Raw genomic sequence first — 18,479 nt, 5'->3', positions numbered from 1 at the left:
GCTTACAAATCAGGGTTGCCAACCAGCCACAGCACCTGCAACGGCGACAGGCGCAGTTGCCCATTTTGCACCTGAGGTTTGCTGCGGGTGATTAAGTCTGTGCCCTGGGCCAACCAATTCCGCCCGAGATTCGCTACGCTAACGGTTTGCTCATAGTCACTAAAATTCACCAACGCCAGCAGCTCCCTGTTGTCTTGCCCCTGCCTGACATAAGCAAAAATATGCTGATTGCCCGCATCAAGAATTAGGGTGTCCGATTCTCCAAACAATGGATTAGACTGGCGTATTTTGATCATGTGCTGTAACCCCTGTGCGATGCGATTGCTGACCGTGCCGGTTTCGCTTGCTTTCGCCATGGCTTCATCAGTGACGGCAATCCGGTGCACCCAACGGGCGTCGTGTACCTGAGTGGGCTCCTGTTCATAGCCATAATCATTGAGCAGACCCAGTTCATCACCGGAATACAACAGCGGAACGCCACCAATACTCAGGATCACGCTGTGTAACAACAAAATTCGGTCGATAGCCTCATTGATTGCCGCATCATCACCGCTTGTCAGGGCTTTTTCCAGTCCCGCCAGACTGGCCAGTGAACCACACACCCGACAATCACCGTTTGTCGGGCTTTCCTGGAAGGCCACTCCCTTAGCAAAACTGCCTTCAAAACGGTCTACGTAAAACTGATTCAAAAAATAACGGTGATCATGACCATTGATCCCCAGTTGCCCGGCGACGGCATCATCAAACGTCCAGCCGATATCATCGTGACAGCGCACATAGTTTACCCAGGCGCAACGGGGATTTATGGCAAAACTCTTGCGCATCGACTGGGTTAACAGCCGGGTTTTACGGGTGGCCAGACTGTTCCACAACAGAGCCATCAGCAACGGGTTGTAAGACAACTGACACTCTTGCGGAGCAATATACTTATTCACTTCATCAGGGTGAACTATGGCTTCTGATTTAAACACCACGGAAGGGGCCACCACCTGTAAACAGGCATTAAATGCCTGGATCAGGGAATGGGCTTTTGGTTGATTTTCACAATTCGTGCCCAGTTGTTTCCAGATAAACGCCAGTGCATCCAGGCGCAATGCTTCGCAGCCCATATTCGCCAGATACAACATTTCTTCAGTAATGGCGTTAAACACCGCAGGATTACCGTAGTTGAGATCCCACTGAAAACTGTTGAAGGTGGTCCACACCCATTTACCTGCCACCTCATGCCAGGTGAAGTTACCCCGGCGCACCTGTGGAAAAATTTCTCTTAAGTTTTGCTCGTAAGCATCGGGTAAACGGCGATCGTCAAACAGGTAATAATACTGCTGATACTCTTCGTTGCCCTGCTGCGCTTGCCTGGCCCATTCGTGTTCGTCGGAAGTGTGGTTAAACACAAAATCCAGTACCAGGCTGATACCGGCTTTTGACAATGCGTCCGCCAGGTTTTTCAGATCCTGATTGCTCCCCAGGTTGGGACTGACAGTGCGATAGTCGGACACTGCATAACCACCATCATTGTCTCCTTCCGGCGATAAATACAGTGGCATCAAATGCAGGTAGGTGATCCCCAGATTTTGCAGATAAGGAATGCGTTGCTGTAACTTTTGTAAATCACCGGCAAACAAATCCACATAACAGGCCATTCCCAGCATGTTCTCCTGGCGATACCAGTTGGGTTGTTGCAGGCGCTGTTTGTCTTTGCGTTTTAAGCTGGCGGATCGGGATTTATACCCTGCTGCCAAATTTTTTATCAGGGTCTGTAAATGGTAGTGAAAATCATATCTGTGGCCATAAAGCTCCAAATATAATGCAAACAGGGTTTCAAACTGATCTTCCAGACGCTGGCGAAAGGCGTTTTTTTCAGGTGCTTTTACACCACTTAAAAAAGACTCCACATCCAGTCTGGAAAGTGTCAATTTCGCTTCTTTTGCAATATTCATAGGTACACCAACTTAATCGTTTTAGCTAAATTTATTATATAACTTTTGCACCAGGCCACCATCAGACAAAAGTTTTAATTAACATGTGTTTTACATTTGTTAATTGTTCTGTTAACTTTATCTTAATCGTTTAAGTTAAAAGGTCAAGTGTTGTGTTTTGGCCGCAATAACTTAAGCAATTCCCAAAACACACACTATGCTATTTTTTGTAGGAGAATAAGATGAGCAAGCAACGCAACCCCATTGCCATGGCTGTCGCATTCGCATTAACTGCCAGCCCTATACTGGTTAACGGTCAGGAAGCGGAGTCGCAAGACAGCACTGCTGATGTATTGGACTTTGAGAAAATTATGGTTACCGGCTCTGCCCGCGCCACATCCCGTATGGACTCCAGTGTCTCGTCCAGTACGCTAAGCCCGGGTGATTTCGCCGTGGCCACCCCCAGAGCGACCGCAGAGATATTCCGCTCTATTCCGGGTATTCGCTCTGAATCCACCGGCGGGGAAGGCAACGCCAATATCGCCGTGCGCGGTTTACCGGTGGCCGCCGGCGGTGCAAAATTTCTGGTACTGCAGGAAGATGGGTTGCCGGTAATGCAGTTTGGTGATGTTGCGTTTGGGAATGCCGATATTTTCATTCGCGCTGATTCGACTATCTCCGGCATTGAAGCCATTCGCGGTGGTTCATCTTCCACTATGGTGAGTAACTCACCGGGCGGTGTAATCAACTTTATCAGTAAAACCGGGGATTTTGGAGGCGGTAGCGTGGCTACCACCTTTGGCCTGGATTACGACAGTTTCCGCACCGATTTTGAATACGGCGATTACATCAATGATTCTACCCGTTTCCACATCGGTGGTTTCTTCCGGGAAGGCGAAGGTCCAAGAGAAACCGGCTATAACGGCAACTCCGGAAGTCAGATTAAGGCCAACTTCACCAAAGACTTTGAAGCCGGGTTCGTCCGGGTTTATGTCAAACATCTGGATGATAAGAGCACCGGCTATTTACCCATGCCCATGTATGCCAATGGCGACTCCATAGAGGGTTTCGATGCTCAGGCTGACACGCCCCACTCTGTGTACTTACAGGATACGCTGCGCATAAACGGCGACGGCCAAATCAGTCGTGGCGACCTGCGCAACGGCATGCATCCGGTGGTGAACAGTATCGGATTTGAAGCCAATTTTGACCTGGGTGAAGACTGGCAAATGATTAACCGCTTCCGCAAATCCAGCGTTTCCGGCGAGTTTATCGCCCCGTTTCCGGCGGAAGTCGGTGGAGCCAGCAGCATCGCGCAAAGTATTGCCGGTGAAGGGGCCGGATTAGTTTATGCCAATGGCCCTTCAGCCGGGCAGACATTCTCGGATACCACCGGCAATGGTTTGGTGATGCGGGTACACACTTTTGATGTCGAAATGGAAGACTTCGACTCCTACGCCAACGACCTGAAACTATCCCGCGATTTTGACAACATCTCGCTCACCCTGGGTTACTACAAAGCCCGCCAGAACCTGAAAATGTCCTGGTTGTGGAATTCCTATCTGATGGAAGTCAAAGGCGATAATGCCGCCTTGTTAGATGTGGTGGCACAGGATGGTACCGCCTATTCAGACAATGGACTTTATGCTTATGGTGTGCCGTTTTGGGGTAATTGTTGTCAGCGCAATTACGACACCCAGTATAACCTCGACGCCCCTTATATTGAGGTTGCGGGTGAGTTTGGTAACTGGAGTTTAGAGGCCAGTTACCGCCATGACGCCGGAGATGCCACAGGCTCTTATGCCGGGGCGGTCACCAGTAGCATTGATATGAATGGCGATGGTGTTATTTCTGTTCCGGAACAAAATGTCGCTTCAGCGGACCAGGCCAACGTTTCGCCGGTCAATTACAGTTGGAGTTACAATTCCTATTCGATTGGTGCCAACTATCGCATTGATGATGACATGGCGGTTTTTGGGCGCATCAGCCAGGGTGGTCGCGCTAATGCTGACCGTCTGTTGTTCGGCAAAGTACGTCCTGACGGCTCTGTTGCCAAAGAAGACGCCGTTGATATGGTGGATCAGTACGAATTAGGTCTGAAGTATCGTCAGGACGGTTTAGGTTTATTCGTAACCGGTTTTTATGCCGAAACCGAAGAACAAAACTTCGAAGCCACCACCCAGAACTTCTTTGACCGGGTATATGAAGCCCTGGGAGTTGAAGTGGAAGCGGCCTATGTAGTCAACGACTGGACCTTTAAAGGCGGCTTTACCTGGACCGATGCAGAAATTGTTGAAGATGCGCTTAATCCGGCAGTTGAAGGCAATACGCCGCGCCGTCAGGCTGATGTGATCTATCAGTTAACCGGTACCTATCAGTTTGACAGTGGCAGTGCCGGACTTAACCTAATCGGTACCACTGACGCCTATGCCCAGGACAACAATGATCTGAAATTCGATGGTTACACTCAGGTGAACGCCTTTCTGGACTACAGTATTACAGATAGCCTGACTGTGGCATTGAACGTCAATAATCTGTTTGATGAAGTCGGTATTACCGAAGCCGAGGAAGGCAGTGCAGCAGCATCGGATATCATCCGTGCCAGAGCAATCAACGGCCGTACTACGTCGGTAACGTTGAAATACCAATTCTGATAAAACGCTGGCCGCGGCGGATTACCCAAAGCGGCCAATAAGGTAAAAACGCAATACGAACTAGCCGATTTTGCTCCGGAGGATTAATCCCATGTCTGATCTGCAGGCACAACATCAACGCAATTTACAATTGATCCGTTGGCTGACCTACCTGATGTTCATGATGTTTGCCATGACCTCAGATTCGGTGGGTGAAATCATCAAAGAATTAAAACGGGAATTTGATGTCAATAACACCCAGGCCAGTCTGATGCACTCATTGTTTATGGTGGGTGTCGCCTTTTCAGGTTTGTTTCTGGGCTTTTTGGCCGATAAGTTTGGGCGCAAAAAAACCATCATTCTGGGGCTGGCACTGTTCGCGGCGTCCTGTTACCTGTTTTTGTTAGGCACCTCATTTACCTTCATTTTGGGCCTGATCACCATTTCAGGTTTGGCAGTTGGCATATTTAAAACTGCCGCACTGGCGCTGATTGGCGACATTTCTACCTCCACAAAAGAGCACACCGGAACCATGAATGGCGCCGAAGCCTTTTTTGGTGTTGGCGCCATTATCGGGCCACTAATCGTTGCCTGGTTAATTCGCGAAGGGGTGGACTGGAAGTGGCTTTATGTTCTGGCCGGAGCCTTGTGTACCTTGCTGATTATTATGGCCTGGAAAGCCGATTATCCCGACCACAGCCAGGGATTAAAACCAGACCAACCTATTGATGTTAAACGCAGTCTGCTGCTGTTAACCAACCCTTATGCAATGGGCTTTTCGGTTGCAGCCTTTTTATATGTCGCTGCCGAAAGTGCCATTTACGTCTGGATGCCCAGCTACCTGGTGTGTAGCGCCTCAGATCTTACTACCACTTTTGACTGTTACACCGAAGGCCCGGAAAAAATGTTGGCCATGTACGCAGTATCGGCGTTTTTCTCCCTCCGGGCGCTGGGACGTTTTGTGGGTATCTGGATGATGCAACACTTTAACTGGGCGGTTGTCATGCTGATGTTCAGTTTGGCCATCTTAGTCTGTTTTCTCGGCGGATTATGGGGTGGGCCACCACTGGCAGTGTTTCTGTTTCCCTTGTCCGGCATTTTTATGTCGGTTATCTACCCCACCATTAACTCCAAGGGCATCAGTTGTTTTCCAAAACACGAACATGGCACCGTCGCGGGCGTCATTTTGTTTTTCACTGCCGCCGGTGCAGCGGCCGGTCCGCTCATTATGGGTATTGTCAGTGATGCCAACGGCGGCGACGCCAGATACGGCTTTATGGTGGCCGCGGGATTCACCGCCCTGCTGTTTTTTGGGTTTTTATACAATTATTTACGTAATCCCACAGAAGAGCGACTCGCGGAAATCGAACGCACTGAATACCAACACTAGTTTAGCAACTGCCTGAGAACGCGTTTCCGGCAATTTACAGGATCTGATTTAATGACTGAATACTTCGCCGTTATCGAGGCCGGTGGTACCAAATTTAACTGTGCCATCATCGACAAACACCGGGACATCGCGGCGTCCATCCGCATCCCCACTACCACACCAGAGCAGACCCTGTCTGCTTGTGTGGACTTTTTTAATGAGCAAAAGCAAGCTGGCCTGTCATTTTCCCGAATGGGAATAGCAGCCTTTGGTCCTTTGGATCTCAAACCCGACTCGCCCACTTTTGGCTATATCACGGCCACGCCAAAACCCCACTGGAGCAATACGCCGCTGAGTCAGGTATTGTCGGAGGCACTTAACTGTAAAGTTACACTGGATACCGATGTCAACGCTGCCGCCCTGGCGGAATATCGCTGGGGTGCCGCACAGGATTGCGAAGTGGTGGTGTATGTCACCATAGGTACCGGAATCGGTTCAGGTATTGTGATCAATGGCAAACCAATCCACGGCCTGATCCACGCAGAAGCCGGTCATATGATTATTGGTGAGATAGACGGTATTAAAGGAGTATGTCCGTTTCACGGCAGTTGCGTTAGTGGCTTAGCATCAGGCTATGCCATGTCACAAATCTGGCAACAGCCGGCTGAAACCTTGCCTGACGATCACCGGGCCTGGCAGATTCAGGCCCAGGTGCTGGGCACTTTTTGTCACAATCTTTTGTTGAATTACAGTCCGCATAAGATTGTGTTGGGCGGGGGTGTTATGCATAAGCCGGGGCTGCTGGAAGACGTACGCAAATACACCGAAAGCAGCCTTAATCAGTACCTGACACTGCCCCATGGTGTGCAATTTGGGGATCTCATCTGCCAGCCCGGTCTTGGAGACAAATCCGGATTGTATGGTGCCCTGGCATTGCTACAACAGTGATGACCGGATTTTGCCAACCGGTACGTTCAGGGAAATGAAGTTAGCGGCTAAAACGCCGCTTTGAGCTTTTCCACCATGGCCATATCAGAATCAAGACTGGCCGCCAGATAAAGACTGGTACTCAACCCTTGTGGTTGGTACCAGGCCCGGATGCGGTCAGGGTCATAGCCTTTTTGCGCCGCGATAATCTTAATAATCTCTTTGTTAACCAACAATCCATCGATCAACCCTTTGTACAGCAACTCTGCCAGTTCGTGTAAATCGCTGCGGATCACAAAGTGCTCGTCTTCTGTGAATCCCTGTTGATTCAGCCAGTCGTGGATTACGTCGTTGCGCACCGTTCCCAGTACCCACTGTTTAGTATCTTCTTTGGAATTAATCTGGATTTCTTCGCGATCAGCAAGGGCCACGAAACTAAATTGAATTTGCCCGAGTGGACCAATCCAGTGAAACATCTGCTCTCTGGATTGATAACGGGCCATGGAAAAAATAAGGGTATTTTTGCGGGACTGAGCCAGATCGTAAGCTCTCGCCCAGGGGAACACCTCGATAGGCGCATCAATGCCGGTACTTTCCAGTAATGCCCTGACTTTGTCGATTGCGGGCCCGGCCAGCAAGCCCTGCTCCTTCACCTGCAGTGGCGGCAATATCTCGGTGACCACGCGCCAGGAATGAGATTCTGCGCCGGCAAACCCAATGCTGACGCTTAAGGTGAACATCACCCCAATCAGGCCCCTGACGATTCCTGGTATTCTTCTGAACCCATCTCCGCTAACCCGAAATGCTGTCACCAAACCTCCAGAGAATGTAAAAAATTGGCTCCCCAGTAAAGGTAGTCGAAAAGTCAATTTATACCAACCGGTCAGGATTTTATCTGAACAAACCGGTGCCGTTTAAATTTCCTTTGGCAATGAAAGTAGTTATTGACTAAGCTGGTCCATGACGCTAATGCCAAACAATAACTAAAGCGCGATATAATGATAGCCAGTCAACTTGAAATCATTGAACAGGGTAAGTATTACCTGAAAAAGTTAAGCGACGAGCAGTACAATCACGTCTCCAAACCACTGTTTAACAGCAGTGCCGGAGCGCATATGCGCCATGTTATCGACCACTATCTCGCGTTGATACAGGCAACGGACAAAGTGATTAACTACAATAAACGGCACAGGTTTGGCGAATCGGAAAACCACACCGAGGCCGCGCTACAACAGCTGAGTTACATTGCCGACTGGTTAAACCAACTCACCGAAACAGATTTACAGCAAACGGTCAGTGTTATTTCAGAAATATCGGTCAGTACTCAACAAGATTACGCCGGCGAATCAACCCTGGGCAGAGAGCTGGTATTCGTATCCAGCCATGCAGTGCATCACTATTTTTCACTGAAGCTCATTGCCCGCTCTCAGGGCATAACCTTGAGTGATAGCTTTGGTGTTGCCCCGGCCACCGCCAGCTTTCAGCGCAGCGGTTTAGCCGGTTAAAGATGATACGCTTTGAACGCGTCCCAGCCATCAGCCAAATACTGCCTGCCGGCTTTGTCCGGCATATTGAGCAAGTCCACGCATAACAACAAACCCGGTGTACCGGCAAAGTTATCATCCAGGCCCAGGCAGTAAAACTGAGCACCCAGTTTTTTGTAGTGTTTCACCAATACCGGGACGTCTTTGGCGTCTGGCTCCAGGGTTTTTAAGAAGGCTGACAGGTGCTCCTGTAACGAATACTGCTGCGCAAACTGCGCCAGATCCGGGTGTAAGGGTTTATCCCAGGGAGTCCTGGCTTTTACCGAAGTCAGTGGCGTAACCAGAGCCTTTTCCATCAGCGAAATACTGCGCTTGTCATACAATTTGCTTAATGAAACCGTTCCGTATAGGCGGCGATATTGTGGGAACTTGCTGGCAAAAGCACCGATACCACGCCACAACAAATAGAGGCCATAATAACTGCGCTGATATTCCGGGATCAGAAACGACCGGCCCATTTCCAGACAGGGCGCTTGCCGGTTACAGAAGTCAGGCGCAAATTCAAACATCTGTGACAAATACAATCCGTCGACACCACTGTCTGCCAGCAATTTATCGGTTTGGCCCATGCGGTAGGCACCAATAATGCGCCCTTCTTCACGATTAACAATAAACAATTGAGTATAAGTTGCGTCAAATTTGTCGGTGTCCTGCGGCTCTCCGCTACCTTCATTGTGCGCTCTGAATACCCACTCCCGCAAGCGTGCGATCTCCTGCACTACGGCGGGGATTTGCGCCTGAAAACCGTAATACACGTCAAACTCTTTGTACGCCACCAGGTGTTGTTCCGCTGGCAAGTTGGCAATTTGGGCCAGAATTTCTTCAGCGCAGGTAGCTGTCGCCAGGGGTTTAAATTGAGCGCTATCAGTTTCAGGCCAGGCCTGATACCAGGATTTGGAGCAGGCAATACTCAGACAACGGGCCAGATCAGCCTGCTCCTGAGGCCCCTTGTTAGCCGCCAGCTCAGCCGCTTTAAGTGGATTTCCCGCGCGCAACTGCACCTGACTTCGGGTTTTATTGAGCAGCTCCCTGCCCAGAAACAACATGCGCAATGGATAATAAATAGCTTCAATACGGTAAAACAGGTCACTGTTTTGCCCTTCCACCCAGACAGGTAAAAATTGCGCCTGGGCACTGTGTACCAGCTTTCCAACCAGGCGGTTCCAGGGATGTTCTACCACGCGATTTTGTTGCCGGTCTTTATAGCTGACTTTACCGGAAGGAAATAACAGCAAGGCACCACCAGACTTTACATGGGCCATACTGCTGCGCAGCGATGGCCCATTGCGGGGGTCACGCTCCGACAGCGGATTTGTGAAGATAAAATAGTCCTGAATTTCTGCAAATATTTGCAGGCCGATATTCGCCAGTACCTTTAAATCGGGCCGAACCTGACTGATCAGGCGCGCTAATATGACCCCTTCCAGTCCACCAAATGGATGATTACTGGCAATCACCAGGGGACCAGAAGGCGGAATTTTGGACAACAATTCAGTGTCCCCTTCAAGCACAATATCCAGCACTGACAATAACTTATCAGCAAACTCCTGCTTTGACAGGCCCTGCATTTGATTGTCTTCGTACAGGCGCTGCATTTTGGCTAAGCCCATAATCTTATCAATCAAACGAATCGGTAGAATAATGTGCGGTTTTTGCTTTTCGGCAGGCAGCAAAGAGGCCAGACTGATTTGGGCGGTCATGTTATGAGTGAGCTAACGCGTAAAATTGCATATAATGACGGGTAAGACCAACATTGGCACACTTTTCTGTCAGAAACCATAGCGTCAGGACAAAATCCCGGTATCAGGATGTCCGGCAAGTGGCAATTTGGTTTATACAACCGATAATAAAACCAACAGGTAGCTTTAGATATACTATCAGGACTTTACATGACCCATCTCACAATCACGACCCCAGACGACTGGCATTTACATTTCAGAGACAACGATATGCTGGCAGAAACGGTGCCTGCAACTTCCCGTTGTTTCAGCCGCGCCATTGTTATGCCGAATCTGGCTCCCCCGGTAACCGATCTGAATTCTGCCAATGCTTATCGCGAACGCATTGAATGTGCGATCCCATCGGGACAGGCATTTACGCCATTGATGACCTTGTATCTGACCAACAGCACAACTCCGGAAATCATCCAGGAGGCAAAAGCTGGCGGTATCCTGGCCTCTAAACTCTATCCGGCCGGCGCCACTACCAATTCTGAGGACGGTGTTTCTTCGTTGCAAACCCTGTATCCGGTTTTTCAGGCAATGTCGGACTGTGGCATGTTGTTGCTGGTACACGGTGAAGTAACCGAATCCCATATCGACATATTTGACCGCGAAAAAGAATTTATCGGGCAGCACCTGTCACAGATTGTCAGAGACTTTCCTAAACTGAAAATCGTGTTAGAGCACATCACCACCGCTGATGCGGCTGAGTTTGTGGCCAATGCCGGCGACAATATTGCCGCCACTATTACGCCACAACATTTGTTGCTCAACCGCAACGATTTGCTGGTAGGTGGGATTAAGCCACACAATTATTGCCTGCCGGTGTTAAAGCGCAATACTCATCAGCAAGCGCTGCGGGCCATGGTGCAATCCGGAAATTCCAAATTCTTTTTGGGAACCGATTCGGCTCCTCATGAAAAGAGCAAAAAAGAAAGTGATTGCGGTTGTGCCGGTTGCTACAGCGCCTGGAGCGCCATAGAGCTATACGCGCAGATATTCGAAGACCTGGACGCACTGGATAAACTGGAAGGCTTCGCCAGCCTCTATGGTCCGGATTTTTACGGGTTACCCAGAAACAAGAGCAGTATTACCCTGGTACAGGAAAACTGGACCGTACCGGAATCCATTATCCTGCCCAATGGCAACCCCATCGTGCCCTTCTTTGCCGGGCAGGAACTGCGCTGGAAACTACAAACAGCTTAAAACAAACGACATTGCAGCCCCTTTGGCAGTTAAATCGCTTTTGGGGCTAGTTGGTTAGCAAGATTGCCGAAAGCGGCAAAACAAAGAACAATCCTAAAATATAAGCCAGGCCCCATGCCTTTCTGTCTGCGACTTTTAAAGACAACTGATGGGAAAACAAAATCGGCAATTCTCGTAAGTATTTGACGCCATAAATAAGCAATACGCCCAGCACATTGTAGAGCAAATGCACCAGGGCTATTTGCAACGCAAATCCCGCGTTGGCTCCGGTAACCGCCAGCGCTGCGATCAGCGCGGTGATGCAGGTGCCGATGTTCGCCCCCAAAACAAACGGATAAATATCCCGATGGGTCAGCACATTGGTACCCACTAAAGGTACAATTAACGAGGTTGTTGTGGAGGAGGATTGCACCAGCACCGTAATAAACGTGCCGGATGCGATACCACTAACCGGCCCTTTGCCGATACTGCTGTGCAATATATCTTTTGCTTTGCCGACCATCAGCGCTTTCATGGTTTTACCCATAAAAGTAATCGACAGGATAATTAAACCAACGCCCAATATCGCCATAATGGCCCCGGCCCATAGATCCGGTAAAAAAGCTAAAGTGTTTTTTAACGCTTCTGCCACGGGTTTGGTAATGGCTTTCAGCGGATTAAAACCTCCCAGTGAAAATCCCCCTCCGACATACAACAAATCCATCAGCAATCCACTTAACCGTTCCAGCAGATTAAAGGCGATTTCCAGTGGTAAGAAGATGACCACACTTAACAGGTTGAAAAAATCGTGAATGGTGGCCGAAGCGAACGCCCGTTGAAATTCTTTTTTGTCGGCAATGTGCCCCAGACTCACCAGAGTACTGGTAATACTGGTGCCGATATTCGCCCCCATAATCATCGGGATAGCAATGGTGATGGGCAATCCGCCGGCGACCATGGCAACAATGATCGATGACACAGTACTGGAGGACTGAATTAAAGCTGTACACACCATCCCAATGATCAAGCCCAAAACCGGATTAGATGCGAACTCAAACAATTCTCTGGCATGATCTCCGGTGGCTAACTTAAAACCCGTGCCGATCACGGTAACCGCAACTAAAATGCCATAGACCAAAAGTAGCAACAGTGCCCAGTTTTTAGCATTTTTAGAAGACTTGCCCAGCAGCGCCTGGGTATTTTTGTGCGGCTCGTGAGCCGTAGAGTGCATCATCAAATAATCCAACCAAACGTCAGTTAATTTTTGCCAATGGGTGAGCAGATAAAATTGCTGGTGGCCAGTTCTGCACCCCTGATGGTTTTCACCGCCGACAGCGGCCTGGGTGAAACTCCCACATTTGTGTTGCATTCTTATGAAAGTTGCTAACTTTTGATAATTTGGCCGCCCTGGCAGCAAATATTTGTTCAGATTGCTAGTTTCGGAGGGAGGAAGTGCGCTATCATTCGCATTTTTTCCACAGCGTAAAACCGAGGTATACATGGCAAAAGTTGCGATCGTAATGGGCTCTAAATCTGACTGGCCCACTATGCAAAAGGCGGCGTTAATGTTACGGGACCTTGAAGTCGAATACGAAGCTCAGGTAGTGTCAGCGCATCGCACCCCCAATTTACTCACCGAGTTTGCAGAAACTGCAGCCGACAATGGCATTGAAGTCATCATTGCCGGTGCAGGTGGTGCCGCACACTTACCGGGCATGATTGCTGCCCACACCCATTTGCCCGTATTGGGTGTACCGGTGCGCTCCTCGCAGTTAAGTGGCCTGGACTCATTATTGTCTATTGTACAAATGCCCAAAGGCGTTGCGGTAGGCACCCTGGCAATTGGCGAAGCAGGTGCAGCCAACGCTGGATTATTTGCTGCGCAAATGCTGGCCAATAACGATGCCAATCTGCGAGACAGAATCAAAGCTTTCCGCGAAAACCAAACAAAAACCGTACTGGAACAAGGTAAACTGGAGTTATCCGAATGAAGGTGCTTGTTTACGGCGGCGGGCAGCTGGCCCGCATGATGTATTTGGCCGGGTGTCCTCTGGGCATTCACGTCAGAGCCGTCGACGTGAACAAAGATCAGGTAATCAACCCTATCAGTAAAGCGCCCAGCACAGTTTCGTTGCAGGAAGCCATCGACGATGCCGATGTGGTCACGGCGGAATTTGAACACGTGCCGGAACACCTGTTAAAACTGGCTGATGAATCTGGCAAACTAAAACCCAGTATCGCCGCCATCCGCACCGGTGCTGACCGGGTTAAAGAAAAAGGCTTGCTCAGCGAACTGGGGATCGCTACCAGCGAATATCAGGTCATGCGCAACGTCAGTGAGCTACCGGATATAGTGCAAAAGCTCAACACACCGCTGGTACTCAAAGCCAGTCGTGATGGCTACGATGGCTATGGTCAGTGGCGGTTAAAACAGCCTGATGACATCGCGGCCTTAGCGCAAACACTGAGCAAACTGGATTTGCAAAATGTGCCTATTATCGTTGAAAAGATGATTAATTTTTCCCGCGAAGTGTCACTGGTTGGGGTGCGTTCAGAAAAAGGCGAATTTGCCTTCTATCCACTGGTGGAAAATCACCACCACGAAGGACAATTACACCTGACCCTGGCACCCGCTCCTGAAGTATCCGAAGCGCTACAGGCTCAGGCCCAGGAGATCTTCGTAAAACTGGCTGAAAAGCTGAATTATATCGGGGTGTTGGCGGTTGAATTTTTCCAGGTTGGCGAACAACTGCTGGTAAACGAGATTGCTCCCAGAGTACACAACTCTGGTCACTGGACCATGCAAGGCGCGGACACCTGCCAGTTTGAAAATCACCTGCGCGCAGTGTGCGGGTTACCACTGGGTTCAACAGAGGTACGCTCAGCGACAGCAATGGTCAATATCATCGGTTGCGGTAGTTTTAGCCGGGATATGCTGGCCATACCCGGGTGTCATATCCACTGGTATGGCAAATCCGCCAGAGCCAAACGCAAGTTAGGACATTTCAACATCAGCGCCAAAAACAATCAGGATTTGGCGGCGCGTTTACTGGACCTGGCAAAGCACCTGCCACAAGAAAGTTTCCCGCTACTGGAAGCCGAAGCACAAAAACTACAAAAATATTAAACGCTTTATTCTGTTTCTGCTTGACAAAAAAAAGGGCACCGCTAAAATGGCGCCCGCTTTGTTGCTCAGCAACATCGCAATAAGGTTTTAGTGTGCCGACTTAGCTCAGTTGGTAGAGCAACTGACTTGTAATCAGTAGGTCGCCAGTTCGACTCCGGCAGTCGGCACCATTCCTTCCCTTTTTTAAACCTCGAATCTACTTCCCGTATTTTTCAACAAAGCCATTCAGTTGTGATACTGAACGTATTACATGCAACGTCTTGTTCGCTGATTGTTGTCTGATTCTTTGTAAAAAAACCTCGTTCCAAAACCCGGGACAACGCTTTAGTACTTTAAAACTTTCCAGCGTTCCCTTTAATACTGAACTCCTCTGTGGCCAGCCTTCTGGTTTAACAAACAAACCTTTCAGACATCGCTTAGTTACCAACCAATAGGTCACCGAATAGGGTAAATCGATATAAATTAAGGTATCCGCCGCTTCCAGACGCCGGTAAAAAGAGTTCGGGGAATTCATAGGTGCAAATCCCTCAATGATCCAGGAGCCGGAATCCAGAATAGCTTCATGGCGTTGTTCGTATTGGTCCCGGCAGACTTCTTCGCCATCAGCCTGGTACAAAATAGAATCCAGCGCATACAAAGGAATGCCTGTTGCCACCGCCAACTTTTTACTCAAGGTTGATTTACCGTTAGCGGGTTTACCGAATACTGCGACTTTTTTCATCCTGACTCCTCTCTCTAGAATATGACCCTGGAGGCAGAAACAACAAACCCGCCTCCTGGGCGGGTTTGTTAAATTATGAAGACATCACAAATCCCACCATTCCTAAGGAATGATGATAATAATGCTCACTGTGTGTTGCGAAAGATTTGCGTTCATTGGGTTATCCTGCTGCACCAGGCGTTTTAAGTCAACGCCGTTATTTGTAAATGATTAATTCAGTTCCATACACTCACATTTCCACACCGTAGCAGGACACCCACTTTAAAATGATAACACACCATAGCAGGACACCCACTTTAAAATGATAAAACACCTCGTCGCGGTTGTGTTCAAAGTCCGGACGAATCCGCCCCTTTCGAGAGATAAGCTGATTGGGCAGACAAAACCTGAGGATTGGCATCAGGGATGATGCCAAAGTCAATGCCAGTGCAGGGACGCACTATCATTGACGTTCCTCAGGTTCTGCCCATGACGCACCATAGCAGGACACTTTAACACCGTAGCAGGACACCCACTTTAAAATGATAAAACACCTCGTCGCGGTTGTATTCGAAGTCCGGACGAATCCGCCCCTTTCGCGAGATAAGCTGATTGGGCAGACAAAACCTGAGGATTGGCATCAGGGATGATGCCAAAGTCAATGCCAGTGCAGGGACGCACTATCATTGACGTTCCTCAGGTTCTGCCCTTGAGGCTTATGTTGTCTCGCGTCAGGGGCAATGGGGGTTGAAGGGGAGCTCCCCTTCGAAGAAGCAACGTCAGAGTACTGGACTGTCAATCTGACACCGTTGTAAGAAACAACCAATGTTGCTCTGTTTAATATCATTGTGAGGACACCAACTGCGCCTTGATGTGAATGGCAAAACTTAGCAGGACACACACTTTAAAATTGTTAAACACCATCACCACCATAGCAGGACACCCACTTTAAAATGATAAAACACCCCGTCGCGGTTGTGTTCGAAGTCCGGACGAATCCGCCCCTTTCGCGAGATAAGCTGATTGAGCAGACAAAACCTGAGGATTGGCATCAGGGATGATGCCAAAGTCAATGCCAGTGCAGGGACGCACTATCATTGACGGTTTTCAGGTTCTGCCCATGAGGCTTATGTTGTCTCGCGTCAGGGGCAATGGGGGTTGAAGGGGAGCTCCCCTTCGAAGAAGCAACGTCAAAGCACTGAACTGTATACCTGGCACCGTGGTAAGAAACAACCAATATTACTCTATTTGATATTATTGTCGGGGCGCTCACCATAGCAGGACACCCACTTTAAAATGATAAAACACCCCGTCGCGGTTGTATCCGAAGTCCACACGAATCCGCCCCTTTCTCGAGATAAGCTGATAGGGCAGACAAAACCTGAGGATTGGCATCAGGGATGATGCCAAAGTCAATGCCAGTGCAGGGACGCACTATCATTGACGTTCCTCAGGTTCTGCCCTTGAGGCTTATGTTGTCTCGCGTCAGGGGCAATGGGGGTTGAAGGGGAGCTCCCCTTCGTAGAAGCAACGTCAAAGCACTGAACTGTCAACCTGACACCGTGGTAAGAAACAACCACCAGGGGTTTCTATGGGTGTCACCCTAATTTTCCTCGCCACAACCGAAACCATGTTGTTATGGGTGTCTGCTTAATTTTCTGCGTAATTTAGGTTAATTTAGTGATGGGTGTCCCTCTAGTTCCCTCTAGTTCCCTGATACTTGCATTTCACACAAAATGATTAAGAATGTCTGGCACATCACTGCAATTAGAATATTCCAATGAAAAAACTGTCTGTACTCTTTTTGTTCAGCCTTGTGCTGTTTGGTTGCAACCGCAATGAAGTGGGCGATATCTCCCTGGGTGTCTTTACCACCAAGGACATCAAACTGGATGCTTTTCGTGACCCGGTAGTGACGGGGGTTACCTGTCATGTTTCCAGCATTGAAGCGGATCTCAGTTTCGCTGACCCGTCAGACAGCTCAATCGCCTGTCGGCAAACCGGTCCGATTACAACAGCCATGATTGCCAAAATAGACAAAAGCGAATCCGGTGAAGTGCTGTTTCGTAAGTCCAAAAGCATCTTCTTTAAAACCATGAAAATCCGCCGTGTTTACGATGCTGAAAATCAAACCTTACTGTATGTGGCCTACTCCACCAAAGAAACTTCCGGCAGCTTTAAACACAGCCTGTCAACCGTGCCGCTATACGCAACTGACGCGTATCAGGTAATAGCGTCACAGCCTGCCGACTAAACACTTTTTGTGATTAAAATCAGAGCGGGACTGATTTGAAGCTTACAGACTTCCGGAACAAATCTGGCGGGTTACCTGTATTCAATATCACTGTTAAAACTTAATTTTCCCGATCAGAATATCCTTAAACATTACCCAGTCACCCGCCAGGCTATACAACGGATAGGTAAAAGTAGCAGGGCGGTTTTTCTCAAAAAAGAAATGGCCCACCCAGGCAAACCCATAACCGATGACCGGCAGCAACCAAAGCAGCATCCAGTTACCGGTAACAATGGCACTGACCAGGCACAGCAACACCAGGCAGGAACCGACAAAATGCAGGCGACGACAGGTGATATCTGCATGTTCAGCCAGATAGAATGGATAAAATTCCGCAAAGGTCTGATATTTTTTTTCCGTGGCGGTGTCTGACATAAGGCTATCTCAACAGTGAATCCCATAATCAATGTAGCACAGCTATACTAAAACTCTGTCACTGATACGACATTCTGGTTGTATTGTGACTGACAGCCCATACATAGAAAGCAACTTAAGCTCGTTAAAGGAAACCCTGTGGAACAAGTAGCCAGCAATATCGTGCATATGACACCAGAAAACTTCCAGCAAATTGTTCTGGAAGAGTCACAACAACGCCTGGTCATGGTGGACTTCTGGGCCGACTGGTGTGAACCCTGTAAATCCTTGATGCCCATACTGGAAAAGATTGCCAGCGAATATCCCAACGACCTGCTGCTGGCCAAAGTGAATTGTGATCAGGAACAGGCCATCTCCATGCAGTTTGGGGTTCGTAACTTACCCACGGTTATCCTGGTCAAAGATGGTCAGCCCGTCGACGGCTTTACCGGAGCCCAACCCGAAGGTGAGATCAGAAGCCTGCTGGAAAAGCACCTGCCAAAAGTCGAAGATGGTTTGTTGATTCAGGCCGGTGAGTTACTGGCTGAAGGCAAATATGACGAAGCGTTTCCCCTGCTGAAAACCGCGTACGAAGCCGCGCCAGATAGAGTCGATATCAAGTTTGCCCTGATTGATACCTATCTGGAATTGGGTCGTTTGAATCAGGCCAAAGAATTGCTGGATAGCGTCTTAATGGTGGATCAGGG

The 18,479-nt window shown here is 49.0% G+C and carries 15 protein-coding genes and 1 tRNA gene; 10 read left to right on the top strand and 6 right to left on the bottom strand.

Annotation, left to right across the window (positions count from 1 at the left end):
* Positions 1-2: 2 nt before the first annotated feature.
* Positions 3-1,940: an amylosucrase gene (locus LJ740_RS16055; protein WP_229530118.1), complete on the bottom strand. Its 1,938-nt coding sequence runs from the start codon at positions 1,938-1,940 to the stop codon at positions 3-5.
* 221 nt (positions 1,941-2,161) lie between these two features.
* Here LJ740_RS16055 and LJ740_RS16050 point away from each other — a divergent pair, with 221 nt between their 5' ends.
* The 3 genes from LJ740_RS16050 (at position 2,162) to LJ740_RS16040 (ending at position 6,869) form a co-directional block, all read left to right on the top strand.
* Positions 2,162-4,573 carry a TonB-dependent receptor domain-containing protein gene (locus LJ740_RS16050; protein ID WP_377307076.1) on the top strand — a complete coding sequence of 804 codons (2,412 nt, stop codon included), beginning with the start codon at positions 2,162-2,164 and terminating at the stop codon, positions 4,571-4,573.
* Between the two features lie 91 nt (positions 4,574-4,664).
* On the top strand, positions 4,665-5,942 hold the full coding sequence (locus tag LJ740_RS16045) for an MFS transporter (protein ID WP_324255624.1): 1,278 nt from the start codon (positions 4,665-4,667) through the stop codon (positions 5,940-5,942).
* A 51-nt stretch (positions 5,943-5,993) separates the two neighbouring features.
* A complete protein-coding gene (locus LJ740_RS16040; protein WP_229530117.1) occupies positions 5,994-6,869 on the top strand; it encodes an ROK family protein in 876 nt (291 codons plus the stop codon).
* 47 nt (positions 6,870-6,916) lie between these two features.
* Here LJ740_RS16040 and LJ740_RS16035 read toward each other — a convergent pair whose 3' ends face one another.
* Entirely contained in the window at positions 6,917-7,660 is a 744-nt protein-coding gene (locus LJ740_RS16035; RefSeq protein WP_229530116.1) for a substrate-binding periplasmic protein, read from the bottom strand.
* Between the two features lie 186 nt (positions 7,661-7,846).
* Between LJ740_RS16035 and LJ740_RS16030 the strand changes: the two genes are divergently transcribed.
* Complete coding sequence (locus LJ740_RS16030; protein WP_229530115.1) at positions 7,847-8,353, top strand: DinB family protein; 507 nt, start codon at positions 7,847-7,849, stop codon at positions 8,351-8,353.
* Here the strand turns inward: LJ740_RS16030 and LJ740_RS16025 are convergent.
* A complete protein-coding gene (locus LJ740_RS16025) occupies positions 8,350-10,092 on the bottom strand; it encodes a lysophospholipid acyltransferase family protein (RefSeq protein ID WP_229530114.1) in 1,743 nt (580 codons plus the stop codon). The genes LJ740_RS16030 and LJ740_RS16025 overlap by 4 nt on opposite strands.
* Positions 10,093-10,281: 189 nt before the next feature.
* On the opposite strand from LJ740_RS16025, the gene pyrC reads away from it, so the two are divergent.
* A complete protein-coding gene (gene pyrC, locus LJ740_RS16020; RefSeq protein WP_229530113.1) occupies positions 10,282-11,319 on the top strand; it encodes a dihydroorotase in 1,038 nt (345 codons plus the stop codon).
* A gap of 46 nt (positions 11,320-11,365) precedes the next feature.
* On the opposite strand, the gene LJ740_RS16015 is transcribed toward pyrC, so the two are convergent.
* Positions 11,366-12,529 (bottom strand): Na/Pi symporter, encoded by a 1,164-nt coding sequence (locus LJ740_RS16015; RefSeq protein ID WP_229530183.1) that lies wholly within the window; start codon positions 12,527-12,529, stop codon positions 11,366-11,368.
* Positions 12,530-12,797: 268 nt separating this feature from the next.
* Here LJ740_RS16015 and purE point away from each other — a divergent pair, with 268 nt between their 5' ends.
* The 3 genes from purE to LJ740_RS16000 all read left to right on the top strand — a co-directional run bounded on the left by purE (position 12,798) and on the right by LJ740_RS16000 (position 14,595).
* Positions 12,798-13,289 carry a 5-(carboxyamino)imidazole ribonucleotide mutase gene (purE, locus tag LJ740_RS16010; protein ID WP_229530112.1) on the top strand — a complete coding sequence of 164 codons (492 nt, stop codon included), beginning with the start codon at positions 12,798-12,800 and terminating at the stop codon, positions 13,287-13,289.
* Complete coding sequence (locus LJ740_RS16005) at positions 13,286-14,425, top strand: 5-(carboxyamino)imidazole ribonucleotide synthase (protein ID WP_229530111.1); 1,140 nt, start codon at positions 13,286-13,288, stop codon at positions 14,423-14,425. The genes purE and LJ740_RS16005 overlap by 4 nt, the downstream gene beginning before the upstream one ends.
* Positions 14,426-14,519: 94 nt before the next feature.
* Positions 14,520-14,595 (top strand) — tRNA-Thr (locus tag LJ740_RS16000).
* Positions 14,596-14,621: 26 nt separating this feature from the next.
* Here the strand turns inward: LJ740_RS16000 and LJ740_RS15995 are convergent.
* Positions 14,622-15,146 (bottom strand): P-loop NTPase family protein, encoded by a 525-nt coding sequence (locus LJ740_RS15995; RefSeq protein ID WP_229530110.1) that lies wholly within the window; start codon positions 15,144-15,146, stop codon positions 14,622-14,624.
* 1,759 nt (positions 15,147-16,905) lie between these two features.
* On the opposite strand from LJ740_RS15995, the gene LJ740_RS15990 reads away from it, so the two are divergent.
* Positions 16,906-17,379: a CreA family protein gene (locus LJ740_RS15990; RefSeq protein ID WP_229530109.1), complete on the top strand. Its 474-nt coding sequence runs from the start codon at positions 16,906-16,908 to the stop codon at positions 17,377-17,379.
* A gap of 93 nt (positions 17,380-17,472) precedes the next feature.
* Here LJ740_RS15990 and LJ740_RS15985 read toward each other — a convergent pair whose 3' ends face one another.
* Positions 17,473-17,793, bottom strand: coding sequence for a DUF962 domain-containing protein (locus tag LJ740_RS15985; RefSeq protein ID WP_229530108.1), 321 nt, complete (start codon positions 17,791-17,793; stop codon positions 17,473-17,475).
* A gap of 138 nt (positions 17,794-17,931) precedes the next feature.
* Between LJ740_RS15985 and trxA the strand changes: the two genes are divergently transcribed.
* A partial coding sequence (trxA, locus tag LJ740_RS15980; RefSeq protein ID WP_229530107.1) for a thioredoxin occupies positions 17,932-18,479 on the top strand: 548 nt, incomplete at its 3' end.

The organism is Planctobacterium marinum (assembly GCF_020687805.1).
GTDB lineage: Bacteria > Pseudomonadota > Gammaproteobacteria > Enterobacterales > Alteromonadaceae > Planctobacterium > Planctobacterium marinum.
The sequence above is the reverse complement of the archived record's forward strand: the minus strand, read 5'-3'. Positions and strand labels throughout refer to the sequence as shown.